Source organism: Fibrobacter sp. UWB3 (genome assembly GCF_002210405.1).
GTDB lineage: Bacteria > Fibrobacterota > Fibrobacteria > Fibrobacterales > Fibrobacteraceae > Fibrobacter.
The window spans coordinates 366,442-390,422 of the sequence record NZ_MWQJ01000001.1; the positions used below are offsets into that span (position 1 = coordinate 366,442).

The following is a 23,981-nucleotide window of genomic DNA, read 5'->3' on the forward strand; positions in this document are numbered from 1 at the left end:
CCGATGATTACGGGGAATTCGCAACCAAGACTTATCCCGCCCACGCGACTCCGCGTGAAGGCGGGTTTTGTTGTATCCTCACCTCAGGACGAAGACAAGAAAATCATCCTTTTGAACGAAGGTGAGCTTGTCGCACTCGACCCTAAAGCGAACAACAAGGTCGTTTTCAAGATCCATCCCGGAAATCTCGTGGGCGTAGGCGCCCTGCTTGAACGCGAACCCGTACGCTATATTTTCCAGGCGACAACCGATTCCACCATCACCATTATCAATGACGAGTGCATGGAATCCGAGCTAAAGGCGCTCCCCGTCTGGCTTTTGGCAGCTATCAAGGCGATTTCGGCCAAAACGCGCCGCATCAACGAGTCCATCCGCGCAGCAAAGACGGGAAATCCGCTCGAAAGCCTCGCCTCTTTCTGCAAATTCTACAGCAAAGACGAAATTTTGCAAAAGCAGTTGCTGTTGCAAGAATTCTCGTGGCTCACCAAGACGCCGTTCCTAGTCGCAAACGAAGCTCTAAAGACGCTTATCCGCCGCAAGATGCTCATCCCGCAAGCCAACGGCTCGACGCTTACCGTCCCGGACCCGCTCCTTCTCGAAATTTTTGCGGATTACCTCAAGACGCAAGAACTTGAACTTCCGTGGCTACCGTTCAAGCTCACGCTCCAGCAAAAGAGATGTCTCGTCTGGCTATCGACACTTGAGCCTGACACGACCATAGACGGTTCCGCATGGATGAATTTATTCAAGGAACACAACCTTGAAGTTGGCGTTACAGACTGGCTCCAAATGCAGCAATTTGAATGGTTCAACGAAAAAGAGAACCATCTTTTCGCGCTTAATATAGATAAAGTAAATTACTATTTATTATCATTGCAATACGAGCCAAATCTCAAGGGGACGGTCAAATGATTTTGAGAGAAGGCGAAAATCTTTGCCTGCAAGGCGACCTCACCCATTCATTTTACATCGTCAAAAGCGGTGCGCTTACAGCAACTTCTAAGGACGAGCAAAACGGCACACAAGTCCTGAATTTCGGACCCGGTTCCACGTTTGGCGAACTCAGCCTCATCGCAGGCGAACCCATGGAATACACGGTCCACGCCGAAGAAGACTGCGAAATCGAAGTCGTTCCGCAAAGTGCCTTGCACGACACGATGAAAGAGCAGCCCATCTGGCTCAAGTCCATTCTCGCGTTCCTCACACAGCGCAATCACATCGCGCAAGAGAACAAGCGCAAAAGCGACTTGATAACAACTTTCCCGTCGCTGTTGTTCGTGCTTTCGAGAATGCCCGCGAAAGATATTAGTTTAGTCGCACTACAAGACGAAATCGCTCAATTTTCAAAGCTCTCCGCACTTGGAACATACAAACTATTAATTATTTTACAGGACTTTAAGCTCGTCCGTTTGCAATCGGAATCCGTATCTGTCGAGAACAAGCCGCTGATCAAGATTCTCTACGAAACGCTCCGCCATCGCGCCATATACAAAAGCACATCGCCAAACATACTTTCGCTTACCGACCAGGCAATCCTCACTGCATTCGTGAAAGCCGCCTGCGACAAAGGCGAGCTCCAGTCCGACGGTCTCGTTGCAGTAAACTTGAACGATTTGATTGAGCAGACCAAGCGTACCATGCACGGGATGAGCCTCACCCCGCGAAACCTCGAAACGCTTTTGCAAAAGCAGCTCCTCAAAGAGCTCCCCAAAGACAAATATTGCGCCAACTTCGACAGGCTCCTAAACCTGCTCGAACTCAATCGAATCTACCCGTTGCTAGACAAGAAGCTCCTCTAAATTTTCTATTTTTATCTCGTAACACATTCACCCTTTTACAAGGTTCAATATGAAACTCTCTGCACTTCTCGTGACTCTTTCCTCCATCGCCGCTTTCGCACAGGACGCAGCCGCTCAGCCGGAACAGCCGGGTGCTCTCGCTAGCTTCCTCCCGCTCATCCTCCTCTTTGTGGTGATGTGGCTCTTCTTCATCCGCCCGAAGCAGAAGGAAATGAAGCAGATGGACGAAATGCGCAAGCAGCTCAAGAAGGGCGACAAGGTCATGACCGCCGCAGGCATCATCGGCACCATCGCTAGCATGGAAGAAAACATCATCACGCTCCGCACTGGCACCTCCACCATCGAATTCGAAAAGGCAGCCATCCTCCGCGTCATCAACAACGACACTTCCGCTAAGGTCGAAGAAAAGAAGTAATCATGGCCATTCTCCCCATCAGAATTTACGGTGACCCGGTGCTTCGCAAAAAGTGCGAACCCATCACCGAAATCACGCCGGAACTCCGCCAGCTCGCAAAAGACATGCTCGAAACCATGTACGATGCTCCAGGCTGCGGCCTTGCCGCTCCGCAAATTGGCAAGAACATCCGTCTCGTGGTCATCGACACCGCCATTCCAGACGAAGAGGAACCGCGTCCGTACATCATGTTCAACCCCGAATGGGAAGCTGAACCAGATGCCAAGAACGTCGATTACGATGAAGGTTGCCTCTCCCTCCCGGAAATTTTCTGCAACGTTGTCCGCCCGGACCGCGTAACAGTTCGTTTCTTTGACATCAATGGCGAAGCCCAGGAAATTCATAACTGCGAAGGTCTGTTCGCCCGCTGCATCCAGCACGAATGCGACCACCTCAACGGCGACCTCTTTGTCGATAAGATCTCGACGTCGGACCGTACGATGAATCAGTCCAAGCTCCGCAAGATGGCAAAAGAAACCCAGGCGAAGCTCAAAAAGAAATAAGGTCCATGGGCCTGCTCCGGATATTTTCAGCAGTTGCTTTGACGACACTCTCTTTGGCGACCCCATCTCTTGCGGCCGGCAATTCTGAGTATAGCCCGATCGAAGCAAACAGCGTATCCGAGCAGACCATCGTTCCTCAAAAAATTGCCAAAGAACTCAACCGCCCTATCCAGGTGGGCGTCTTTGTCGGTGTGACAAACATTTTCGTCCGTCAAAAGAACGAAGAACTGCACATCACCGCCTCTAAAGGCAAACTTAAAATCAAGACAAAATCAAAGCGCCAGCAAACCGCTGACCGACGCGTTTTCAAAGCCACGAGTTCTTCAGCAAGCGATTGCATTGCCATTGCAACAGACAAGGTTGGCCTCAATAAAGCATGTTACAATGGTGAATTTATCGTCACCGCCAATGGCTACAAGCTAAACGCCATCAACGTCATCGACATCGAAGATTACTTGCGAGGCGTTGTTCCTTACGAAATCGGCAAACTCGACGAATCCAAGTTCGAAGCGCTCAAGGCCCAAGCCGTTGCCGCACGTACCTACGCGTACAAGCACTTCGGCAGTCGAGTTGCACAAGGCTTTGACGTTTACGCCGACACGCGCGACCAAGTCTACAAAGGTCTCCACAGCGCCACTGCACTTACAGACAAAGCCGTCCGCGAAACCGAAGGCGTCGTGATGACGTACAACGGAGAATTCATCACCGCCTATTACCATTCCACTTGCGGTGGCGAAACAGAAGGTGTTGTCACCTGGGGGCGCCCGGACCACCCCTATCTCAAGAACAAACCCGACCTCCGCCCCGACGGAACGCCGTGGTGCCGCGAATCAAGCTACTCGGAATGGACTCGTGAATTCACCGAAGACGAACTTCGCGATTTATTCCAGATAAACGCAAAAGAAGCGAAAGCAAACGTCCCGAGTTTTTCGAGCATCAAGTCGATGCACATTCAAGACACGCTCAAGAGCGGTCGCATCCACACGCTCGTCATCGAAACGAACAACGGTTCTTTCACTGCCAAAGCAGACAAAATCCGCTGGCTGTTTAAGCGCAGTGGCACAATTCTCCCCTCCAGCTTTTTCCGCATCCACAAGAACGGGAATGAATGGATTCTCAAGGGCAAGGGATTCGGGCATGGCGTTGGGCTTTGCCAAATGGGCGCTCGCGCTCGCGCACAGGCCGGTCAAAGCTACATCCAGATTTTAACGCACTATTACCCCGGCATCACGCTGGAAAAATTCAAGAGATGATAGTCGTTTTAAGCCAGGGCTGTGCCGCAAATTTCGGTGACGGTGAAAAGATTGCGCGCATTCTCTCCCAAAAATCCGAAGTCATATTCGAGTTTCCGGAAGCGAAGCCGGCGCATTCCACAAGAGCAGAGAATTCCACAAGCGCCGCGAATCCCGCGGACTTCAGCACTGAAAAGCCCGAAGCGTTCTACTTGAACGTTTGCACGGTCAAGGGCAACGCGGGCGCCATGAAGCTCCTGCGCAAAGCAGCGAGCACATTTCCAGGCGTTCCCATATACATCACAGGTTGCGCCCCCAAGGACTTCCGCGAAGAAGCGCTCCGCACTGTCCCACACGTACAATTCACAAGCCTAAAAGAACTTGAAGATTCGGCAATATTACCAACCCAGCCCGCGCAATCCCCCTCAAGCCTGATAAACGAGCGCACTCCCGACAGCAATAAAGTCTCTCGCAACGTCCTTCGCGAATCCCCGTTCGTCGGCATCGTAAACATCGAAGAAGGCTGTCTTGATGCATGCGCCTTTTGCAGCACGCATCTCGTCAAAGGACGCCTCCACAGCTTTGCACCCCAAACTATCGTGGATCAAGTCCAGGCACTCGTCGATGACGGTTGCCTAGAAATCCAGCTCACCGGCCAAGATTGCGCCTGTTACGGTTTTGACATCGGCACGAATCTCGCCGAACTCACGCAGAGAATCCTCACGCACGTGAACGGTAATTACCGCATCCGCCTCGGCATGGGCAATCCGCGCCATGTCCTCGGCTATCAAGAAGCGCTTTTGGATTGCTTCACGGATAATCGCATTTACAAGTTCATCCACATTCCCGTCCAGAGCGGCAGCGAAAACGTGCTCAAGGCGATGAACCGTCGCCACACAGCACGCGACTACGCAACCCTCGCCCACGCCTTTACCGAGCGATTCCGCAAGTTCACGCTCAGCACCGACCTTATCGTCGGCTATCCCGGCGAAACCGACGCAGATTTCAACGACACGTTAAAGCTTTTGAAAGAAACTCGCCCGACCGTCTGCAACATCACGCGTTTTGTCGCGCGCCCAGGCACTGTCGCCGCGCGTCTCGAAACAAGCAAACCAACGCATCCCGAGTCTGCAAAAAAAAGCGCGCATCTCGCCCCCGCACCCCTTGCAATCCCCGACGATATCAAGCACGAACGTTCCGCGATTCTCGCCGAAGCGTTCCAGAAAATCGCCCTCGAGAACAACCGCGAATGGATCGGCGACGAATGCACCGTCGTCACCGAAAAGCAAGGCTACCGCGCAGGCACAACCATCGCCCGCAACGAGGCCTACCGCCCCGTCGCCTTACAAGGCTCATTCCCTGCCGGGCAAACGCTCCGCGTCCGCATCACCGATGCCGAACCCTTCGCACTGATAGCGAAACCTCTCTAACCGCACCGGCGCCACACGCCGCGAGCCCCTGCGCGCTTTCCTCCCACAGACTATAAAAAACTCCCCGTGGAATCACCACAGGGAGTATCTTCAATATTCTCTATGAATTACTTTCTTACAGTTCTACGATAACCGCGTCTGATCGTTTCCGTAGTACGCTGGAACGGCATCGTTGCAGGCGTTGTAGAACTACCATTCGAATAGCAATAATCGAACTGTTCCAACACAACCGTCATCTGGTATACATACGGACCCGTAGCAAGCAAACGACCCTTATCCGTTACAGGATACATCTTGATCGTAGCAAGCAAGGCACCAGTTTCACCATACAACGGCAAATCATTACATTTAGGTTCAGTCTTGCCAACAGCATCACTACCGGCGCGCTGACCCATCAATGCATTCTTGAAATCATCACCCGTAACACGCTTGGTATACTGGTTCACAAAGTGTCCAAGATGGTCAAACACACGAATGTTCACATGGAACGGCTGAGTTGTCGGGAAAGACCACTGTGTGCAAGATTCATTACTCTTCTTGCCAGGAACTTTCTTAGAGCCATTGCTATAGCAAAGCGTCGAATTCGTCCCCTGACTTGCACCATAAACGACAGAACCAGCAGCAACTTCACCCTGAGGGCCAGAAACCGTAATGGTTTCGGCATTATCCTTAGCCCACTTCATCGGGTCAATGCCCGTTGCAGGAATCGGAGTCAACACAAGGTCAGCCGTCATATCCGTCGGGAGAGTTCCATCTTCGCTAGCTTCAGCCAAATTCGAAAGTTTCTGAGCTTCGTTAGTAAAGTCCGGACGGTCATAAGCCGGATCATCAGGAATAACCGTCACAACAGCGACTGCCGTATAAGAAATCTTGGCCCACTTATCCTTTTCGTCGAAGCCTTCCACATTCTTACCCGAAGATGCAGCGACGTTAAACGGCATCAACTTAGACCAGAACATGATCTGCTTCCATTCATCAGCAGTGTAGTTTCCGCCATTGCCATCATCTTCAAGTCCCTGAGACCATTTCACGTTAAAGGCAATGCGGTCATTACCCAAAAGTCCACCTTCAAGAACTTTACCAGTCGCATCCGTCAAAGTACCGCTGAACTGGTACAATTGACCATCAGCACCTTTATCAACAGGACCTTCCATCTTTGACACATAATAACCATAAACATTAGTGACCATGGAATCCGTACCCTGGGAATTCTTTAACGGCTTGCCATCTAAACCAAGCACAACTTCATCACGCATCACAAGCATAGACGGAGCGTTATTAATCGGATTGACCATATTGGCAACGGTGGAATCAGCAAGCGGAACGTTCATAAACATACTGTTCTTAGGAACGCCATCTTCGCCCACCTTCACAATAACATTGCCTACAGACGGCTGACCATAGCGAGACGGAGCAAGTTCAGCAAGAGAAGTACGAATATAAATGTTAGAACCATCAGACTGGCGGTCTGCATAGAAGAAGTGCAAATGGTGCCAGGTATCATCAGCCCAACCCTTTGCATCAGAAGCGCCAGCGCAGTTGGAATAATTAGCAAGAGGTTCCGGAGTTCCGTCTGCAAGGATATGGCAACCATGGTTGTTCTTAGCAAGGACTTCAATATCCACCTTACCCGGAGCTGACAAGTGAGTACCGCCCAAGTCCACGACAAGAACGCCATCCACGAAAATCCACATGTCATCGTCACCGGCGAATTCGAAGACTTCGTGCATAGGACTCTGGTTGCTCTGCTTGTACTTGAAGCTAGCATAGCCCATCATCGTAAAGGCGTAATTGCGGAGGTGCTGCTTACCCAAAGAACCATTATACACAGCAGCCTGCCATGCAGCACTATAACCACTACCGTCAATTGCACTTACATTGCGCGGGCCACCATAGTTCAGCCAGTCCGTACAAAGCTTATACGTGTTATTTCCACGATAGTCCGCCTGCTTATCGCGCCATTCATAATCATACGGCGGGCAGAAAATAGAAAGCGTCTGCGGATCAAACTGGTCACAAACCTGGTTTAGCTGGATTTTGGGGTTACAGGGCTTATTCATCACCCATTCTCTAGTATCCGGATTGATACTATCCAACGGAGAATAACCGCCATTGTTGTAGTTGTAGTCGTAAATAAAGTAGTTCGACTTATCGTCCTTCGGAATGTCCATCGTCGTATTAACACGCTTATTGACATAAAGGCCATTTACAGGCGGGACATCAGCAAACCACTGTTCGAAGTACTGGTTATCACAAAGGTCGTTTGCCTTAACAATAACCACATCATTAAGCATGTCATATTTGCCTTCGCCGCCCGTCATTTTTGGGAACTGCAAATACGGAGCCACCATGCCCGGAGTATAAATAACCGGGTTTGCCCACATGGTATTTCCATTCGGGCACTTGTAGCCACTAACATCATTTTGTGCGTTCTTATAACCACGTTGAGTCAGTTCGACCTGCGTCTTCGGGTCTTTATACTTATCACCGCATTCACCATATCGCAAAGTATCTTTAGTAGAAACTTGCTGCAAATACAAAGGCAGAGCATAGTTAGGCTTCATCGGAAGACCATCTGCACCAATCGCAGCACCGGCACCCAAAGCAATAGTATTCATATTACCACAGGAATAATGATACTTGGCCGCATTATTATACCAGGAAAGATCATAGCCATTCAACTGCATGAGCGTTCCAGTACCAGTCCTGTAATTATAAATATTGTCCAGATGCTTAACAGCTTCTTCCGAGAAATTTTCGAAGTCTGGGTGATTCGGCTGGAAATCGCGAATAACAATATCCAGGATGCGGACATCCTTAGCGCCTTGTGCAAAGGACACGGAAAAACCAAATAAAGCGCTTAGGGTAATCCATTTAGTCAATTTCATAATATTCCAATCTCCACCTAATAATAGGTACAACAATTCCACCTAAATATAAACCAAATAAAAAGAAATGAGGTCTTGTAATATTGCAAAATATATGTAAAAACAGTTTTTTTTGAGATTTTTTAAATGATACCCGTATAATACAGGCAATTTATTCTTTTATCTATCATTTTTTGACGCAGATTATCTATTTTTTCCGCCCATGAATTGGTCTATTGTATTTTTCATTGTCATGATGCTTCTGCTGTTGCGCATTTTACGCCTCAGAATCCGCGCCAACAGCACCCGTTCCGAATCTTTCAAGCGACTCCCGCCAAAAGATCAGCTTGCAGTCCTCAAAGAATGCCTTCTGAACAATCCATCCGAAACAAATCTCAAGAATCTTGGCAATTTTTTCGAGCAAACATCGCAAAAAATAGACATTGAAAGCTACCGTCCGTTCCTCAAATCTCAGTTGGCCATTTTCGGCCGTAAAGACGCCATTGCAGAAGATAACGATCTCTACGCTCAAGAGTGCGAGTGGATGGACAAAATAAAGCCTCTTGAATTTGAAGAGGCTGAATCATTTAAGCAAAGCAACGAAACTCAAAAGTATATCGAGCGCACCCTCGAAGGGATCGCCCGCCTGTATTCGGACAACGCCATTTTAGAGGCCCTTGCAAAACTCGCACCGGACTACCCGCACGCAAGCGAACTCGCCGAAGGCTACAAGCAGCTCATGCAGGCACGCGACGAAAGCACCGCCGACGACAAGTCTCTCGAAGCTCTCCGCAAGCAAAAAGACGCCTGGGAAGAAGACCTCTTGAACGTGAGGGTATAGACCATCATGCTGAGGGCGAAAGCCCGAAGCACCTAATCACGTCATGCTGAGGGCGAAAGCCCACAATGTACAACTCGTCATGCTGAGGGCAAACGCCCGAAGCATCCAGTTATTTCTCCAAAAAATCCAGCGCCTCGCCCGCCAGTTCCACACAGCGGTTGCACGGGATAATCTTATTCGGGCGAATTTCCTTACACTTGGTACAGCCCTGAGCACCGCGCTTAAAGACATCTTCAATCGATTCAGCGTGGTCGGGCTGCATCATCTTCGCGGCATAGAGCGCCCCGCACAAGCCGTCCGGAGCCTTGCCACCGCCAAAAGTACGGAACATTTCAGCGGCCTTTACCGCTTCATCTTCGGACTTGCCCGTTGCACGGGCGTAACCATAAGCAACCGCCATGGCACAGTTACCGCGCTTATCCGCATGGAATTTCTTCGAAAATTCGGCAATTGACATAAAAGCTCCTTTCGCAAAAGACAATGTAAATTTACATTCGTGACAGGCACTGAAAATCCTAATTTCAAATTTTCGGCAAAATTTACGTAAAAAGCAGTCGTATTTTTGAAATTATGACGTAAAATCCGCCAATTTTAAAGTCTTTCCCGCCCGCCGAGCGGGAACCTCCCTTTCTGCGTTTTTTATATTCTAGCTATGCCTAACGAAAACAACGACATCAAGAATCTCGACCTCGACCAGCTCATCGGCAACATGAGTTCCATCAACAGCGAAGACTACTGGTTCACCAAAGTCAGTAAAATCGAGGAACACGACGAAACCGCCGAGCCAAAGCAAGGCGAGCAAGGTTAAAACGAAAACCATTTATTTTTCAAGATCCATTTCAACAAGAGTATCCATAAAATATTGCAGTGAAGAATACTTGATTTCAGGGGCATCCAAATTCGTCTGTGTCTTAATTGAATTCACATAATATCTTAGATAATTCTGAAACTTCGTCTCGATTTCGCGGAAATGATCTTGCAATTCCTTAAATTCATTTGCATCAATCCTTGTTACATCTCCAATATCATCTTCTGTAACAATAACAGCCTTCGCAAAATCAAGAGCCGGGATACGCCCTGTCGTGCTTAACGATTTTCGACCAGATTTTGCAAAGAAAAAGCAATGCGAAATACGACCTGTCTTAGGACAGTGAGCACTTGTTCTAAAAGGAATAGCAAACGTACCCTGAGCTATTTTCAAAATCAAAACCAAATGTGGTCTTTTTGGTTTCTTTAATATTTCAACATGCTGAGCATGCTCTTCAAAAAATTTTTCGTTCAAATGAACGATTGTAATTCGGCTCATTTTCTCCTCAACAAAAAAGCCGCTCCTTATATTTTCATATAAGAAGCGGCAAATTTTGGTTTTTCTTTTTTTTCTCAGGTGGCAACCTACCACCCTGTTTCATCAATTTGGCCTTTCTTTTTTTCTCAGGTGGCGACCTACCACCCTGTTTCTATTGTTAATATACAAAAAAGCAGACCGCAAGTCAAGCATATCCGGAAAAAGCCCCGAAGACCATTCCACTGACAGGAATAAGTCCTGCAGTTCTAGAAATTCAACGACAATAATCCGCCCACACCCCCATTAACGGGATTCACAAAAGGCACGATTTGATAATCATTCCACTTTTGATAGTATTTTTCATATTTACTGCGGCGAACTAATGTCGCAATTTCAAAAGTAATATACCCAAGACCAGCAGTTCCCATAATAGCTAAAGGAGCAATAATCCCAACCTTCTCCATGGTAGATATTTTTCCACCGCGAACTCCCGCCCCCAAAGCCACAGGCAAAGAGATACAACCAGAAGCAATCATGCCTCCGATATAAGTCCAGAACATCACGTCTTTCACAAAAACATCGGTGTGATATTTTTCCAAATTGTACTCATACATTTTCTGATAATACGCAGCAGAATCAACTGGCGTAACAGTAGCCGGTTCATCAGCCAAGCATGGCATCATCAACAACGCGACACACAACAAAATAATTTTCATGCGAATTAATATAAAAAAAGAAACCCTCGCGAGCGAGAGTTCCTATAAAGCAAAATTCCGACTTAGAAAAGTCGGGACTTTAAAATTTTGTTAGTCAACAAAATCCTAGTAATGGTTCAGTTGCGAGCAGAGCAAGGCCGCAGACCCGAAACCGAATAACAAAAAACTCCGCAAACTATGTTGCAGAGTCTTTAAAATCGAAATTTGTTCAGAGGCTAGCGAGACGAGGCGGAGGGACCGAAGCTGTATAAGACATACAGCGAGAGTCCCGACAACGAAGTATTCGCGACGCCTATGGGCAAATTTTACTTGTCGGTCAAGACGGCGACGCCCGGCAAAACCTTTCCTTCGAGGAGTTCGAGGGATGCGCCACCACCCGTAGAGGTGTGGGTCACCTTCTTGTCAGCGCCGTACTTCTTGGCAGCCGTAGCGGTATCGCCACCACCGATCACGGTGATTGCGCCAGCAGCGGTAGCTTCGACGATAGCGTCGGCCATAGCCTTGGTAGCCTTTTCAAAGGCTTCGAATTCAAACACGCCTGCAGGACCGTTCCAGACGATGGTCTTTGCGGACTTGATAGCATTCACGAAGAGCTTGGTGGATTCAGCGCCCACATCGAGGCCCATCCAGCCAGCCGGAATGCCTTCGGCATCCGTGACAGCCTTAGTAGCAGCATCGGCAGCGAACTTGTCGGCAGCGATGTAGTCAACCGGGAGGATGATTTCCTTGCCAGCAGCCTTAGCCTTAGCCATGAGATCCGGAACGAGCTTGGCACCTTCTTCGTCAAACAAAGAAGAACCGATTTCGATGTTGTTGAGAACCTTCTTGAAGGTGAAAGCCATGCCGCCGCCGATGATGATCTTGTCGGCCTTGTCGAGGAGGTTGTTGATGAGCTGGATCTTGTCAGCGACCTTTGCACCGCCGAGGATGGCGAGGAACGGACGCGGAGGATTGTTGAGCACCTGGTCGAAAGCCTTGAGTTCCTTGTTCATGAGGAAACCAGCGGCACGCTGCGGGAGTGCGACACCAGTCATGGAAGAGTGATCGCGGTGAGCGGTACCGAAAGCGTCGTTCACATAAACGTCAGCGAGCTTGGTGAGGCTTGCGCGGAATGCCTTGACGGCTTCCTTGTCGGCCTTTTCCTTGGTTTCGGTGCCATCAGCGTTCTTGATCTTGCGCTTGCCTTCTTCTTCGATGTGGAAGCGGAGGTTTTCGAGGAGGATGATTTCACCCGGCTTGATAGCGGCGCAGGCGGCTTCGACTTCCGGACCAACGCAGTCGGAGAGGAACTTCACCGGCTTCTTGATGAGTTCTTCGAGCTTCTTTGCAACCGGAGCGAGCGTGTACTTCATGTTCTTTTCGCCATTCGGACGGCCGAGGTGGGAAGCGAGCACGACGGCTGCACCCTTGTCGAGAGCGTACTGGATGGTCGGGAGAGCGGCTTCGATACGCTTGGTGTTGGTGATTTCACCAGTCACCTTGTCCTGCGGAACGTTGAAGTCGACACGGATGAACACGCGCTTGCCGGCGAGTTCGAGATCTTCGATAGAAAGCTTTGCCATTATAGCACCTTCTTTTTTAGGGTTAAAATTTCACGCGGGAAAATATAGTAACTTTTGCGTAGGGCGAACAAAGCGAAGCTGCTTGCAGATTCATTTTTGAGCCCAGCAAAAGACGCTCAAAGAGCGTCAAAGGCGAGAGCTGCGACAATTTCCTAATTCCGATTTCACAAGAAGGCGCCAACCCCATCCCCCCCCATTTAGCCCAGCCTTGCATTTTGTAAATAGACGTTTACAAACGAAGCCAATTAAACCCTATAATTACATGATATTTTCATCACACTAATAATTTATTCGCCCAAATCGTGATTCCTTTCGTGAAAAAAAATTATATAATTCATTACTGGTGTTTTTTTTATATATTTTCCAAAAAAATTGGATTATTCGGAGTAGATACGATGAAGCGTTCTTTCTTATTGGCCCTCTGCCTTTCCGCTGCAGCAGCATTCGCTGGAGTTTATGATATTGCTGATTTCACGGCAAAAGATGCCGTCTCGTCTGACAATCAGATTTTTGCCTCTTACGGCGAACTGAACACAGTTTCTGTTGATGAAGCAGCATCTGTTCCTTCTGGAAAAATCGTTCTCCGTCAGAAGTTTGCTCAGGAATCCGGCATTAACGCCTATCAGCTTTACATCGGTGATGTCGGTGATATTTCTTCCATGACAGCGTTGAGCGTTCCTTCTACCGCCTCTTACAAAAACGTTGTGAAGTCCAAGCTTTACGTTCGCCGCGGCATGAAGCCGGGTGATGACGCAGAAAAGGTTTACTTTGACGGCAAGTTCGTTTACATCCCGGGTGCAACGTCCGCAATCGCATTTGTCAACGGCGTACAGGTTGACCTCAAGGGCGAAGCTCCGGCTGAAAGCGCCTCTGCTCCGAAGCAGGAATGCGACGAATTTGACGTTTCTTGCGACGAAGACATCATTGCAGCAAAAAGCGGCAAGAACTACGATGTTTCCGGTGACTTGAATAGCACTAACGCTCGTGCCGATGCTCGCGATTACTCCGCTTCTGCAGCAGCACAAGATGTTACCGACCGTTTCGGTATTGCTGACGAAGTCCGCTTCTGGAGCGCAGTCGCCCTCTCCGCAGTTGCAGCAGGCAGCGCCGTCATGGGCATCTACCAGCAGATGAAGTCTAGCGAAGCAAACGACGCCTACAAGAAGCTTAAGAAAGTTTCTGACATCGTCGAAGACAAGATCAAGACCGCTTGCAGCAAGATTAACGGTGTCACGGACCAGAAAGCTTGCATTGACCACTACAAGACAACAAGAAACGCTACGACTGAAACTAATAGAGGCGCATTCATGGCTAGTGGCTGGACTTATGCAGACCTCCAAGACAGAATGAAGGTTAACACGGACACCAAGGATTCTTACGCTATGGGCCGCAACATCTGGTTCGGCGTCACAGCAATCTCCTTGACAACAGCTATCGTGTTGTTCGCATGGTAATGGAACAAGGGCGAATCCGACTCAAAGACGTTCAATTTGATTGCATTGTAGGCATACTCCCCTACGAACGCGAAAACGAACAGCCAATCATCTTGAACCTGACCCTTTGGTTGGACTTTGCCAAAGCTGCAGAAACTGAAGATTTAAACGAATCTATCGATTATGCAAAGCTGGCGGAAGAACTCAAAGGGTTCATCCGCCTTTCTTGTTTTAAGCTAGTCGAGACTCTGGTCGTTAAGACCGCGGAATACGTTCTGGAGCATTACCCCAAAGCAACCGCCGTCGAAGTATCCGTCGCAAAGCCCAAAGCCGTTCCCGGTTGCCTTGGCGCCGAAGCAAGCATTAAGATTAGTAGAGATTAGCCTCTAAAGGCGCGGTAGCGCAAAGCTTCTGAAAGATCCATAATATCAACGGCGGAGGCGCCGCGCAAGTCAGCGATCGTGCGCGCGACTTTTAACAACCTAAAGTATCCGCGCGCACTCAATTCCATTTTAGCAGCGGCATTTACCGCAAAGCTTTCTACAGCAGGAGTCATCTCCGCAAATTTCCGTGCGTATTCCGACGACATTTCGGCATTGGATTTAAAAGTCAAATTGCGAAAGCGCTCCCGCTGAACAGATCGTGCAGTACACACGCGCCTGCGAATATCCGCAGACGACTCCCCTCGCCCTTTTATCGCAAACATGGCAGCATCTACAGGTGGCACGCTCACCTGGATATCGATACGGTCCAATAGCGGTCCCGAGATTTTTTCACGATAACGTTTGCGAGCCTCGGGCAAGCAAGTACACTCGCGTTTCGGGTCCATTGAATAGCCGCATGGGCACGGGTTCATAGCAGCCCCCATCATAAATCGAGCAGGCCACACCACAGTACCGCTAGCTCGGCTAACCGAGATTTCACCTTCTTCCATCGGCTCGCGTAAAGCTTCCAAGACGCTCCGGTTGAACTCAGGCAACTCATCCAAGAACAATACGCCATTATGTGCCAAGCTCGCCTCGCCCGGCAAGAGCCGTGTGCCACCGCCTACAAGCGAAGCCATAGACGCCGAATGATGCGGTGAACGGAATGGCCGCGTAAGTACAGGTTTAAACTCATCAGAATCACCAGCACGACGCGCACAGGAATGGATTCGCGTTGTTTCCAAGATTTCCTGTTCCGTCATCTCAGGGAGGATTCCCGGCAAGCATTTCGCACAAAGCGTCTTGCCCGCACCAGGAGAGCCCACAAGCAAAAAATTATGCGCTCCCGCAGCAGCAATTTCAAGCGCTCGCTTTACACCTTCCATCCCCACCACATTCTTAAAATCAGGAACGCCATTACCAATATCCGCCCGACACGACGCAATCCCTTTTGAGATTTTCACATCTTGGCTTGAATTGCGCTCTAGAATTTCAACACATTCCCCAAGTGTATCCGCACAAATAAAACGAAGACCTTCCACTAGCGAGGCTTCCTGCACATTCCCGCGCGGAATAACGAGAATGCGCTCACGTTCTGTAGACAAATTCATTGCGATAGATAACACTCCACGGACAGGCTTCAACAAACCATCCAATGAAAGTTCGCCCACAAAGACATAGCGATCCAGCTGTGGAATTTCAATTTCCCCAGTCGAAACAAGCAAGCCAATCGCTAGCGGAAGGTCTAATGCACTCCCCTCCTTTCGTAAATCCGCAGGCGACAAGTTCACCGTTGTACGGAAACCAGTCACCACTTTCCCGATGGAACGTATTGCCGAAACGACTCGCTCTCGAGATTCCCTTACCGCATTGTCCGGAAGCCCAACAAGAGTAAAACCTGGCAGTCCTTGAGAGGCATCGACTTCTACACTCACGGGAACAGCCTTTATTCCAAACAAGCAATAAGAACGGATTCTACGAAACAATTTGCACCTACCTTACGCTACTGCAGCCTGATACTTTTCAAGCACGCAATTTTCGATATGTTCACGCAGCTGTCGCGTAATCGGCAAACATACAGTGCGGTAATCTTCGCCCTTGTAGAATGTATCAAGCGGATACCCCACAAACATGCCATTTTCGCCATCCATCACGCGGAGCCCACGAATCTGAATTTGGTCATTCAGTACAATTGTCGCAATCCCCTTCATGTGGCCAAGATTAGCCCCTTCCTTGAACGGATAAACTTGAACATTCGTCACGGCAAGACAGTCAAACGCCGGGGACATTGCAGGGATACACGATGTTTTCTTTTCTGTTTTTTCAGCCATATCGGCCTCCTATTTTTGAAGATTAACCGCAGGCAAATGCACTCGCATTCTAGCGGAACACAACACAGTATGCAAAAGGCGTGCCAAAGCAAAAATTGGCGTTTTTAAGCAAATTTCAGCACTTTCATTCAAATAAAAAAGTGATTAATCGATTTAACCACTGATTAATCAGTCTTTTTAATTCATATAAGTTAATCAAATTCAATACTTTATCCACATTAAATTAAAGCTATAAAATAAGGTCAATAGTCATTAGTCAATGGTCATTAGAAAATCTTTAGTTTCAACAATCAACCAAAGACCAATAACCAATGACCAACTACCAATAACTTTTTCTAACTTCTACCCATGCTTTTAAAACCGAATATGCAATGGACGGCCAACCAGGGAATCATTCACCCAATGGTCACAGCCGAGTTTTCGCAAACGACAAACAGCGTCGTCGTTAAGTTTACCGTAGAAGAACCTTTGGACTGCTACCGCGCCGCCGTTCAAGAAGACAACGGACGCAGCTGGGAAGATTCCTGCGTGGAAATTTTTTTGCAGAACCCAACGAACCCAGCCGAATATTTCAACTTCGAAACGACAAGCCGAGGCTTTGTGCTCGCCGCCCGAGGAAACGATCGCAACAACAGACAAACGCTTCCGCTCGACACTATCGCGAAAATCAAGCGTTCAGGAACAGCGCCGAGCATTCAGGACGATTCTGTCTATTGGACAATGACGGTCGAAATTCCTGCCGAGATTTTTGGAATAAAAGCATTCGAGGCGCCACTCCGCGGAAACCTCTACAAATGCGCCGATAAAGCAAACACGCCCCATTACCTGAGCGCATTCCGCATAGAAACAGAAAAACCGGACTTTCACCGCCCGGAATTCTTTCAGATATTGCAGCAATAAAGATGCATCTCGTCATCTTGACGCCAACGGCGGAAAGATCCAGTCAAGTCTAGCGAAGAACTCAAGAAATTACTGGATTGACGGCTACGCCGTCCGAGGCTTCGGCTCAAAAATAGGTCTGCAAGCAGCCCTGCTTTGCTCACCTCGCACTCGATTCTTCCGCCCTACGGTCGTCAGAATGACGACGAGCGTAATAGTTTACATCATTCTAAGTTTCATCTCGAAGACGGGGCGATCATTTTCGTCGAGAATTCGCATGTACGTAGCACCGTTGTGATCGGCACGGAAGACTCTCATCGTCTGCCCTTCTTCGGATTCGCCCAAGTAATGAACTTCGAGTTCAGACGGAATGCAGAGTTCCAAATCCGAAGCGCTAAACACATTGAGCGCAAGCTTCACATATTCAATGTTGTTCATGTGGTGCGACATGTCGATATGCTGCGGCAGCACCTTTTGCTGATAAACTTCTTCGTACTCTTCGGGCTTCACGTTAAAGCGGTCGAATTCATCCGTCATAAACGCTTCCGGGAAACCTTCCGTCGGGAAGTCCACCGAAGAAAGTCGCATCGGGCGATGGCGATCGAGACTGAGGCAGCACATTTCCTGTTTTGCAAAAATAATCGGTTCGCCTTCCACCGTGGTGATTGCCGTATTTTCGTTCAAACGAATCAGCTGATTATCCGCCGGAAAAGACGTCGTCACAACCTTGTCACGCCAATACGGGCGCTTGAGGAACTTGAACTTAGCCTTGTAAACGACCCAGAAGCCGCCCTTTTCTTTCACCACGAAATTATCCATTTTCATGGCGCCAAAATTTTCAGTAATATTGTCCTGGACCATGAGCACAGTCTGTGCAAGACCCATCTTTCCAGACACATCAATATAAGCCGAAGTAATTGTTCTCGGCTTTTGGAACACGAGCGGATTTTTCGCCAAAGTATAAATATCAATCATGGTTTTTAATATAATTTTTTTTATCATTTGGGCGCATGTCTACCGTTATTATTTTCAATAAGCCTTTTGGTGTTTTGAGCCAGTTCACCCCCGAAGCGGGCCACCCCGCCCTCGATAGCTTCGGATTTCCGCCAGGAGTGTACGCCGCAGGCCGACTCGACCACGATAGCGAGGGCGCTTTGCTCCTGACCGATAACGGCAAGCTCATCAAAAAGCTTCTAGACCCAAAATACGAGCACCCACGCACATACCTCGCGCAAGTAGACGGCCAAATCACCGAAGAAGCCGTTCGCAAGCTCGCAAAAGGAGTAGACATCAAGGGCTACCACACGAAGCCCTGCAAAGCTGAAATTGTCGAAGCCCCGGACTGGATTTGGGAACGCAATCCGCCAGTACGTTTCCGCGCAAACATTCCCACCAGCTGGGTCCGTTTAACGCTCATCGAAGGCAAGAACCGCCAAGTCCGTCACATGACTGCAGCCGTAGGCTTCCCCACGCTCCGCCTTGTCCGCGTGCAAATCGGAAACATCCCGCTTGGCAAATTAAAGCCCGGCGAATGGCGCATCGTCACAGACAAAGTTATTTAAACATCCGATTATTCGCCTTTGATAAATTGACAATGGAAGATTTCTAAAAGCCAATATTTATCCCCCTTCAAAGAGATATTTTCTTAATAGTAATCACCAAAGGGGGATATTTGGATGAAATACACAACAATCAAGGTTGTAGCCTTGTTAGCGGCTACAGCCATAACAGTCTATGCTAACGAAGGTCCGTGCGACATTTACGCAAGAGCCAATACGCCATGCGTAGCCGCACACAGTTTAACCCGAGCCTTGTACGGCAATTACAACGGGAATCTTTACCAGGTCCGCCGTGCCGACGGCGAAACCAAGGACATTCCGGTTGAGACCATGGGAGGTTATGTCAAATCTTCCGTGCAAGACGACTTTTGTGCAGGCTCCAAATGCACAATTTCAATCATTTATGACCAGAGTAGTTACAAAAACGATTTGAAAAAATCGCCTCCCGTCTTTTGGCTTAAAGAAGGCGGCAGAGAAGCCATCGCCGACAGGGCGCCCATCTACATCAACGGTCGAAAAGCGTACGGCTTTTATCGCGACGCGTGGTCTTCTACAGGTTACCGCAACAACGAAACCAAAGGTGTCGCTACCGGAGACGAAGAAGAATCCATGTACATGGTGGTCGATGGCAGGCACTACAATGACATGTGCTGTTTCAACTACGGCAACGCTGAAACAACCGGCAATGACGACGGCCCGGGAACCATGGAATGTATTTATTTCGGTGACGACAAGGATTGGGGCGGTCCTGGACAAGGCACAGGCCCATGGGTCGCCGCCGACTTGGAAGACGGCGTGTTCAAAGGCAACGATGCCGGATACATGTGGGGCAGAACACATACTACCCCATGGCCAGATGCACAAACAATTGATGCCGACTACGCTACAGCCATGCTCAAAGGACCGAACGACGGCACATTCAAACTGAAAGGCGGCAGTGCGCAAGAAGGAAAGCTCACCACTATGTGGGATGGTCCCCGCAAAAGAGGCTATAGTCCGCGCAAGCTCCAAGGCGCCATTGTCCTCGGCAACGGCGGTGACGGCAGCGATGGCGGCGCAGGAACATTCTTCGAAGGCTGCATGACAATCGGCAACCCGCCAGATTCTATTGACGATAAAGTTCAAGCAAACATTGTCGCTGCCGGTTATGGAAGTAAAATTGAACTCAAGAAGCCTGATCCGATTGAACCGTTTAAGGATACGCTTACCATCCCGGGAAAAATCGAAGCAGAAAACTACGACAAGGGCGGCAACGGTCAGGGATTCTTGGACACCGACATTGAAAACGAGAACTCGCTCTACCGCGAAGACAATGCAGGCCTCGACAGCGCAGGCGACGCCATTATTTACGGCTGGGGTTATGCCAACGATTGGCTGCGTTATACGATAAAAGTCTCCAAAAACGATTCGCTCGACATTACCGCACGCGTATCGTCGCCAAGCGATAGCACATTCTTCTCCATTCTCGTTGATGATAAAGATATCGCTAAAATCACTGTTCCCAACACCGGTGACTGGAAAAACTTCGAAACCGTCACAACGACCGTACCTGCAATTACCGCGGGCGACCATGTACTCAAAATTCGAATAGACAAGCCATACTTTAATCTCGATTGGATTGAAATTGCTGCGGCCAAAGAAAAAACGGCATTGCCTAAATTCAGCATTCGGACAAATTCATCGCAAGCTTACTCCGTCTATGATGTCCTTGGGAACCGCGTGACCTCATTCCAAGCAAGCGAAAGCTCTATGCAAAACATTTGGGATAAAGCTCGTGTAAATCTACCAGGTGGCATTTACGTCATCAAGACCAATAGCAAAACAATTCGAATTTCAAATACGAAATAACACACTCCTCACAACCAAACTCATTCAAGCAGGCTTCGAAAGAAGTCTGCTTTTTTCAATAGCAATTACATTACGATTATTTTGACGATTCGCCGGACTGGCGTTCACGCTTTTCGTGATTATAGATAAACGGCTGTACTAGAGCTTTAACAAAGGGTTCCGCATTCTTCACATTTTTTGTCAAATAGCAATCCTTATCTCCATTACGGCACTTGTCCCACTCTATTCCATCTTTTACTTTATCATAATTAAGGTTTTCCCCTAGACATCCGTTCCCTAAGTCCATGCATTTGGGTAAATTTGGAGACATGTATAATACAGATTCAGGGACCCAAACATTCTCTTCGTTTTGAGATTTCTGAACATCAGATAAAAGCTGGGCCATCGCTACAGAACTGCAGCACATCAAAAGAAATACAGCGATACGCAAAGCCTTAAACATCGCTTTAAATATATACAAATTCCTATATACAAGAACGCCCCGCAAGCACAAACTTGCGGGACGTTCTTAATGAAAGGGAGATTCCCGCTCAAGGCGGGAATGACAATTCATCCGATTAGATAAGTCCTTCAAAGAAGTTGTTGCCCTTGTCATCGACCAAGATGAATGCCGGGAAGTCCTTGATGGTGATCTTGCGGATGGCTTCCATGCCGAGTTCCGGGAAGGCCACGATGTCGTTGCTGAGAATGTTCTGTTCAGCGAGGATGGCTGCCGGACCGCCGATAGAGCCGAGGAAGAATCCACCGTACTTCTTGCAGGCGTCGGTCACGTCCTGAGAGCGGTTGCCCTTAGCGACCATGATCATCGAAGCACCCTTGCTCTGGAAGCGCATCACGTACGGGTCCATGCGGTTAGCCGTCGTCGGGCCAAAGCTACCCGTCGGCATGCCTGCCGGAGTCTTGGCCGGGCCAGCGTAGTAAATCGGGTGGTCAGAAACAACCTTGAGCACGGTCTTTTCTTCGTCCGTGAGTTCTTCGCCGCGTTCCTGCTTGTCGAAGATTTCAGCAATCTTCGCGTGGGCCATGTCGCGAGCCACGATCATCGTACCCTTGAGGGAAAGACGCGTCTTCACCGGATACTTGGTGAGGTCGGCGAGCACTTCCTTCATCGGACGGTCAAGGTCAATTTCGATAGCCGGAGCAAGGTTCACGGCGTTGCCAGCCGGGATATAATTTTCCGGATGGTGTTCCATCTTTTCGAGCCAGAGGCCGTTTTCGTCAATCTTGGCCTTGATGTTACGGTCAGCAGAGCAAGAAACGCCGATGGAAACCGGGCAGCTTGCAGCATGACGCGGAGCGCGGATCACGCGAACATCGTGTACGAGGTACTTGCCACCGAACTGGGCGCCAATGCCTGTCTTCTGGCAAATGTGGAGAACCTTTTCTTCCATTTCGAGGTCGCGGAAAATACGACCGCCTTCAGAACCGCTCGTCGGAATATCGTCGAGGTAGCCGCAGCTAGCGAGCTTCACCATGTGCGTGTTCATTTCGGCAGAGGTACCGCCAATCACGATAGCAAGGTGGTACGGAGGGCAAGCGGCTGTACCGAGCGTCTTCACCTTTTCGGCGAGGAACTTTTCCAAGGACTTCGGGTTGAGGAGCGCCTTGGTCATCGGCCAGTAGTAAGTCTTGTTAGCAGAACCACCGCCCTTGGCGACGAACAAGAACTTCATTTCGGCACCTTCTTCGGCATGGATATCAATCTGAGCCGGGAGGTTGCAGCCCGTGTTCTTTTCTTCGTACATGGTCAAGGGAGCAATTTGGCTGTAGCGAAGGTTCTTGGTGGTGTAAGCGTTGTAGACACCTTCAGAAATAGCTTCGGCGTCATCAAAGCCCGTCCAGACCTGCTGGCCCTTGTGGGCAACGCAAATAGCCGTACCGGTATCCTGGCAGAACGGGAGAATGCCCTTAGCGGCAACGCATGCGTTCTTGAGCATGGTGAGGGCGACAAACTTGTCGTTATCCGAAGCTTCCGGATCCTGGAGAATCTTGGCGACCTTGGCCGTATGGGCCGGACGGAGGCAGAATTCAACTTCTTCGAATGCAGCCTGAGCGATCTTCGTCAAAGCTTCCTTGGAAACCTTGAGGATCTTCTTGCCTTCGAATTCGGCGACAGAAACGCCATCTTTACCGAGATTTACGTATTCGGTAGTATCTTCACCGTGCTGGACGGTAGCTTCGTATTTGAATGCCATAGTAGATAATAGGGGTTAAGGGTTATTTCGTTACTTTCGGCTGTAAAAATAATTCTTTCCATCGAAAAAGCTACCCAACTTTGTTCCACTTATCCCCTAGAACCGACCGTTCATCACCCTTTTTCACAATTTTTTTGAACTTTTTTACTTTTTTCATGACCAAAATCACAGAAGATGTATTATTTTTGATAACGAAACAAAAAACTTTCTTTTCTAAGAGGATTGAATAATGAAAAAGATTCTGCTCGCCACGATGATTTCGGCAGCTATGGTTTTTGCAGCTCCGGCCGCAAAAAAGGTTAGCAAGGCAGCTCCGGCCAAGAAGGCCGTCGCCGCCAAGGTAGAAAAAGCAGCCGAAGCTCCGGCCGCAGTAGAGGCAAAGGCTGCTGAAGCCACAGCCGCAACCCAGACTCAGGCAGCAGAAGCAACCGCTGCAGCAGCTAAAACAGCTGACAACACCGCAACTGCAGCTCAGGCTCAAGCCGCAGCAACGACTGATGCAGCACAGGCTCAGGCAACCGCCACCGCCGAAGCAGCACAGACCCAGGCAACAGATGCAGCAGCTGCAACGCAGGCCCAAGCCGCTGACGCCGCACAGGCAGTGACTGCAACAGCAGATTCCGCACAGGCTCAGGCACAAGCCGTCGCTGACACAGCAAAGGCTCAGGCCGCTGAAGCCACTGAAGTTCTCGAAGCCAAGACCGAAGCTCCGGTAGACTCCGCAGCTCTCGCCAAGGCCGAAGAAGAAAAGAAGGCCGCTGAAGCCGAAGCTAAGGCAAAGGCTGAAGAAGAACAGAAGAACGTCGAAAATGAAACAAGCGGCACGGCAAAATCCGCAGTCATGGACAATCCATGGGAATTCATCGCCGTTTCTGCAGCATTCATCGCCTCTGTTCTCGTGATCATCTTCACTGGGGACTAATAAGCGATTTTAAGAACGCTTTTCTAAAAATTTGGAGACCGCCCGCAAGGACGGTCTTTTTTTTGAGCGTCCAAAAATTTTGCAAAAATGAGGAACAGCTAGAGAACAGAAATAAATTTATTTTAAGTCATCCCCATGTAAATAAATTATTTTACTTCTAGATAAGATAAAGTAATTAAGCAAAATATTTTTTTTGCATTTT

General features: G+C 49.0%; 24 protein-coding genes. 14 read left to right on the forward strand and 10 right to left on the reverse strand.

Features of this window, described 5'->3' with window-relative positions:
- Window positions 1-3 precede the first annotated feature (3 nt).
- The 6 genes from B7991_RS01590 to B7991_RS01615 are packed head-to-tail and all read left to right on the forward strand — an operon-like array spanning window position 4 to window position 5,418.
- A complete protein-coding gene (locus B7991_RS01590; RefSeq protein ID WP_088629285.1) occupies window positions 4-912 on the forward strand; it encodes a cyclic nucleotide-binding domain-containing protein in 909 nt (302 codons plus the stop codon).
- A complete protein-coding gene (locus B7991_RS01595; protein WP_088629286.1) occupies window positions 909-1,799 on the forward strand; it encodes a Crp/Fnr family transcriptional regulator in 891 nt (296 codons plus the stop codon). The genes B7991_RS01590 and B7991_RS01595 overlap by 4 nt, the downstream gene beginning before the upstream one ends.
- Before the next feature lie 49 nt (window positions 1,800-1,848).
- A complete protein-coding gene (yajC, locus tag B7991_RS01600) occupies window positions 1,849-2,214 on the forward strand; it encodes a preprotein translocase subunit YajC (protein ID WP_015732288.1) in 366 nt (121 codons plus the stop codon).
- 2 nt (window positions 2,215-2,216) lie between these two features.
- Window positions 2,217-2,756 (forward strand): peptide deformylase, encoded by a 540-nt coding sequence (gene def, locus B7991_RS01605; protein WP_014547023.1) that lies wholly within the window; start codon window positions 2,217-2,219, stop codon window positions 2,754-2,756.
- A 38-nt stretch (window positions 2,757-2,794) separates the two neighbouring features.
- Window positions 2,795-4,009, forward strand: a complete 1,215-nt coding sequence (locus B7991_RS01610; RefSeq protein WP_254917802.1) for a SpoIID/LytB domain-containing protein — start codon at window positions 2,795-2,797, stop codon at window positions 4,007-4,009.
- A complete protein-coding gene (locus B7991_RS01615) occupies window positions 4,006-5,418 on the forward strand; it encodes a MiaB/RimO family radical SAM methylthiotransferase (RefSeq protein WP_088629288.1) in 1,413 nt (470 codons plus the stop codon). Before B7991_RS01610 ends, B7991_RS01615 begins: the two co-directional genes overlap by 4 nt.
- A gap of 107 nt (window positions 5,419-5,525) precedes the next feature.
- Here B7991_RS01615 and B7991_RS01620 read toward each other — a convergent pair whose 3' ends face one another.
- Window positions 5,526-8,306 carry a fibro-slime domain-containing protein gene (locus B7991_RS01620; protein ID WP_088629289.1) on the reverse strand — a complete coding sequence of 927 codons (2,781 nt, stop codon included), beginning with the start codon at window positions 8,304-8,306 and terminating at the stop codon, window positions 5,526-5,528.
- A gap of 202 nt (window positions 8,307-8,508) precedes the next feature.
- Here B7991_RS01620 and B7991_RS01625 point away from each other — a divergent pair, with 202 nt between their 5' ends.
- A complete protein-coding gene (locus B7991_RS01625; protein WP_088629290.1) occupies window positions 8,509-9,126 on the forward strand; it encodes a hypothetical protein in 618 nt (205 codons plus the stop codon).
- A 109-nt stretch (window positions 9,127-9,235) separates the two neighbouring features.
- Here the strand turns inward: B7991_RS01625 and B7991_RS01630 are convergent, their stop codons facing one another.
- Window positions 9,236-9,583 carry a hypothetical protein gene (locus tag B7991_RS01630; RefSeq protein WP_088629291.1) on the reverse strand — a complete coding sequence of 116 codons (348 nt, stop codon included), beginning with the start codon at window positions 9,581-9,583 and terminating at the stop codon, window positions 9,236-9,238.
- Window positions 9,584-9,778: 195 nt separating this feature from the next.
- Between B7991_RS01630 and B7991_RS14745 the strand changes: the two genes are divergently transcribed.
- On the forward strand, window positions 9,779-9,934 hold the full coding sequence (locus B7991_RS14745; protein WP_176421738.1) for a hypothetical protein: 156 nt from the start codon (window positions 9,779-9,781) through the stop codon (window positions 9,932-9,934).
- A 12-nt stretch (window positions 9,935-9,946) separates the two neighbouring features.
- Here the strand turns inward: B7991_RS14745 and B7991_RS01635 are convergent, their stop codons facing one another.
- From B7991_RS01635 to pgk, 3 genes are all read right to left on the reverse strand, one after another.
- Window positions 9,947-10,432 carry a hypothetical protein gene (locus B7991_RS01635; protein ID WP_088629292.1) on the reverse strand — a complete coding sequence of 162 codons (486 nt, stop codon included), beginning with the start codon at window positions 10,430-10,432 and terminating at the stop codon, window positions 9,947-9,949.
- A gap of 245 nt (window positions 10,433-10,677) precedes the next feature.
- On the reverse strand, window positions 10,678-11,127 hold the full coding sequence (locus B7991_RS01640; protein ID WP_141099819.1) for a hypothetical protein: 450 nt from the start codon (window positions 11,125-11,127) through the stop codon (window positions 10,678-10,680).
- Window positions 11,128-11,432: 305 nt separating this feature from the next.
- Window positions 11,433-12,689, reverse strand: coding sequence for a phosphoglycerate kinase (gene pgk, locus B7991_RS01645; RefSeq protein ID WP_088629294.1), 1,257 nt, complete (start codon window positions 12,687-12,689; stop codon window positions 11,433-11,435).
- Between the two features lie 395 nt (window positions 12,690-13,084).
- Between pgk and B7991_RS01650 the strand changes: the two genes are divergently transcribed.
- On the forward strand, window positions 13,085-14,143 hold the full coding sequence (locus tag B7991_RS01650; RefSeq protein ID WP_088629295.1) for a hypothetical protein: 1,059 nt from the start codon (window positions 13,085-13,087) through the stop codon (window positions 14,141-14,143).
- Window positions 14,137-14,505, forward strand: coding sequence for a dihydroneopterin aldolase (gene folB / locus B7991_RS01655; protein WP_254917803.1), 369 nt, complete (start codon window positions 14,137-14,139; stop codon window positions 14,503-14,505). The genes B7991_RS01650 and folB overlap by 7 nt, the downstream gene beginning before the upstream one ends.
- On the opposite strand, the gene B7991_RS01660 is transcribed toward folB, so the two are convergent.
- Window positions 14,502-16,031 carry a YifB family Mg chelatase-like AAA ATPase gene (locus B7991_RS01660; protein ID WP_088629297.1) on the reverse strand — a complete coding sequence of 510 codons (1,530 nt, stop codon included), beginning with the start codon at window positions 16,029-16,031 and terminating at the stop codon, window positions 14,502-14,504. The genes folB and B7991_RS01660 overlap by 4 nt on opposite strands.
- 12 nt (window positions 16,032-16,043) lie before the next feature.
- The gene (locus B7991_RS01665; protein ID WP_235002928.1) at window positions 16,044-16,376 is read right to left on the reverse strand and encodes a SpoVG family protein; all 333 of its coding nucleotides are present in this window, start codon (window positions 16,374-16,376) and stop codon (window positions 16,044-16,046) included.
- Between the two features lie 366 nt (window positions 16,377-16,742).
- Here B7991_RS01665 and B7991_RS01670 point away from each other — a divergent pair, with 366 nt between their 5' ends.
- A complete protein-coding gene (locus tag B7991_RS01670; protein WP_254917804.1) occupies window positions 16,743-17,276 on the forward strand; it encodes a carbohydrate-binding family 9-like protein in 534 nt (177 codons plus the stop codon).
- A gap of 198 nt (window positions 17,277-17,474) precedes the next feature.
- Here the strand turns inward: B7991_RS01670 and B7991_RS01675 are convergent, their stop codons facing one another.
- Window positions 17,475-18,230, reverse strand: coding sequence for an acyl-[acyl-carrier-protein] thioesterase (locus tag B7991_RS01675; protein WP_088629299.1), 756 nt, complete (start codon window positions 18,228-18,230; stop codon window positions 17,475-17,477).
- 35 nt (window positions 18,231-18,265) lie between these two features.
- Between B7991_RS01675 and B7991_RS01680 the strand changes: the two genes are divergently transcribed.
- Window positions 18,266-18,817, forward strand: coding sequence for a pseudouridine synthase (locus B7991_RS01680; protein WP_088629300.1), 552 nt, complete (start codon window positions 18,266-18,268; stop codon window positions 18,815-18,817).
- 114 nt (window positions 18,818-18,931) lie between these two features.
- Window positions 18,932-20,662, forward strand: a complete 1,731-nt coding sequence (locus tag B7991_RS01685; RefSeq protein ID WP_088629301.1) for an arabinofuranosidase catalytic domain-containing protein — start codon at window positions 18,932-18,934, stop codon at window positions 20,660-20,662.
- 76 nt (window positions 20,663-20,738) lie between these two features.
- On the opposite strand, the gene B7991_RS01690 is transcribed toward B7991_RS01685, so the two are convergent.
- Window positions 20,739-21,104: a hypothetical protein gene (locus B7991_RS01690; RefSeq protein ID WP_088629302.1), complete on the reverse strand. Its 366-nt coding sequence runs from the start codon at window positions 21,102-21,104 to the stop codon at window positions 20,739-20,741.
- A gap of 115 nt (window positions 21,105-21,219) precedes the next feature.
- On the reverse strand, window positions 21,220-22,857 hold the full coding sequence (locus B7991_RS01695; RefSeq protein ID WP_072826902.1) for a fumarate hydratase: 1,638 nt from the start codon (window positions 22,855-22,857) through the stop codon (window positions 21,220-21,222).
- Between the two features lie 229 nt (window positions 22,858-23,086).
- On the opposite strand from B7991_RS01695, the gene B7991_RS01700 reads away from it, so the two are divergent.
- Window positions 23,087-23,779: a hypothetical protein gene (locus B7991_RS01700; RefSeq protein WP_088629303.1), complete on the forward strand. Its 693-nt coding sequence runs from the start codon at window positions 23,087-23,089 to the stop codon at window positions 23,777-23,779.
- Window positions 23,780-23,981: the final 202 nt, after the last annotated feature.

Excerpts from the sequence above, each read along its gene's own strand:
- yajC (WP_015732288.1), top strand. The coding sequence starts at position 1,849 with ATGAAACTCTCTGCACTTCTCGTGACTCTTTCCTCCATCGCCGCTTTC.
- B7991_RS01680 (WP_088629300.1), top strand. The coding sequence starts at position 18,266 with ATGTCTACCGTTATTATTTTCAATAAGCCTTTTGGTGTTTTGAGCCAG.
- folB (WP_254917803.1), top strand. The coding sequence starts at position 14,137 with ATGGTAATGGAACAAGGGCGAATCCGACTCAAAGACGTTCAATTTGAT.
- B7991_RS01630 (WP_088629291.1), bottom strand. The coding sequence starts at position 9,583 with ATGTCAATTGCCGAATTTTCGAAGAAATTCCATGCGGATAAGCGCGGT.
- B7991_RS01595 (WP_088629286.1), top strand. The coding sequence starts at position 909 with ATGATTTTGAGAGAAGGCGAAAATCTTTGCCTGCAAGGCGACCTCACC.
- B7991_RS01675 (WP_088629299.1), bottom strand. The coding sequence starts at position 18,230 with ATGATTGATATTTATACTTTGGCGAAAAATCCGCTCGTGTTCCAAAAG.
- B7991_RS01590 (WP_088629285.1), top strand. The coding sequence starts at position 4 with ATGATTACGGGGAATTCGCAACCAAGACTTATCCCGCCCACGCGACTC.
- B7991_RS01625 (WP_088629290.1), top strand. The coding sequence starts at position 8,509 with ATGAATTGGTCTATTGTATTTTTCATTGTCATGATGCTTCTGCTGTTG.
- B7991_RS01635 (WP_088629292.1), bottom strand. The coding sequence starts at position 10,432 with ATGAGCCGAATTACAATCGTTCATTTGAACGAAAAATTTTTTGAAGAG.
- B7991_RS01670 (WP_254917804.1), top strand. The coding sequence starts at position 16,743 with ATGCAATGGACGGCCAACCAGGGAATCATTCACCCAATGGTCACAGCC.
- B7991_RS01690 (WP_088629302.1), bottom strand. The coding sequence starts at position 21,104 with ATGTTTAAGGCTTTGCGTATCGCTGTATTTCTTTTGATGTGCTGCAGT.
- B7991_RS01700 (WP_088629303.1), top strand. The coding sequence starts at position 23,087 with ATGAAAAAGATTCTGCTCGCCACGATGATTTCGGCAGCTATGGTTTTT.
- B7991_RS01615 (WP_088629288.1), top strand. The coding sequence starts at position 4,006 with ATGATAGTCGTTTTAAGCCAGGGCTGTGCCGCAAATTTCGGTGACGGT.
- pgk (WP_088629294.1), bottom strand. The coding sequence starts at position 12,689 with ATGGCAAAGCTTTCTATCGAAGATCTCGAACTCGCCGGCAAGCGCGTG.
- B7991_RS01640 (WP_141099819.1), bottom strand. The coding sequence starts at position 11,127 with ATGAAAATTATTTTGTTGTGTGTCGCGTTGTTGATGATGCCATGCTTG.
- def (WP_014547023.1), top strand. The coding sequence starts at position 2,217 with ATGGCCATTCTCCCCATCAGAATTTACGGTGACCCGGTGCTTCGCAAA.
- B7991_RS01695 (WP_072826902.1), bottom strand. The coding sequence starts at position 22,857 with ATGGCATTCAAATACGAAGCTACCGTCCAGCACGGTGAAGATACTACC.
- B7991_RS01620 (WP_088629289.1), bottom strand. The coding sequence starts at position 8,306 with ATGAAATTGACTAAATGGATTACCCTAAGCGCTTTATTTGGTTTTTCC.
- B7991_RS14745 (WP_176421738.1), top strand. The coding sequence starts at position 9,779 with ATGCCTAACGAAAACAACGACATCAAGAATCTCGACCTCGACCAGCTC.
- B7991_RS01665 (WP_235002928.1), bottom strand. The coding sequence starts at position 16,376 with ATGGCTGAAAAAACAGAAAAGAAAACATCGTGTATCCCTGCAATGTCC.
- B7991_RS01650 (WP_088629295.1), top strand. The coding sequence starts at position 13,085 with ATGAAGCGTTCTTTCTTATTGGCCCTCTGCCTTTCCGCTGCAGCAGCA.
- B7991_RS01685 (WP_088629301.1), top strand. The coding sequence starts at position 18,932 with ATGAAATACACAACAATCAAGGTTGTAGCCTTGTTAGCGGCTACAGCC.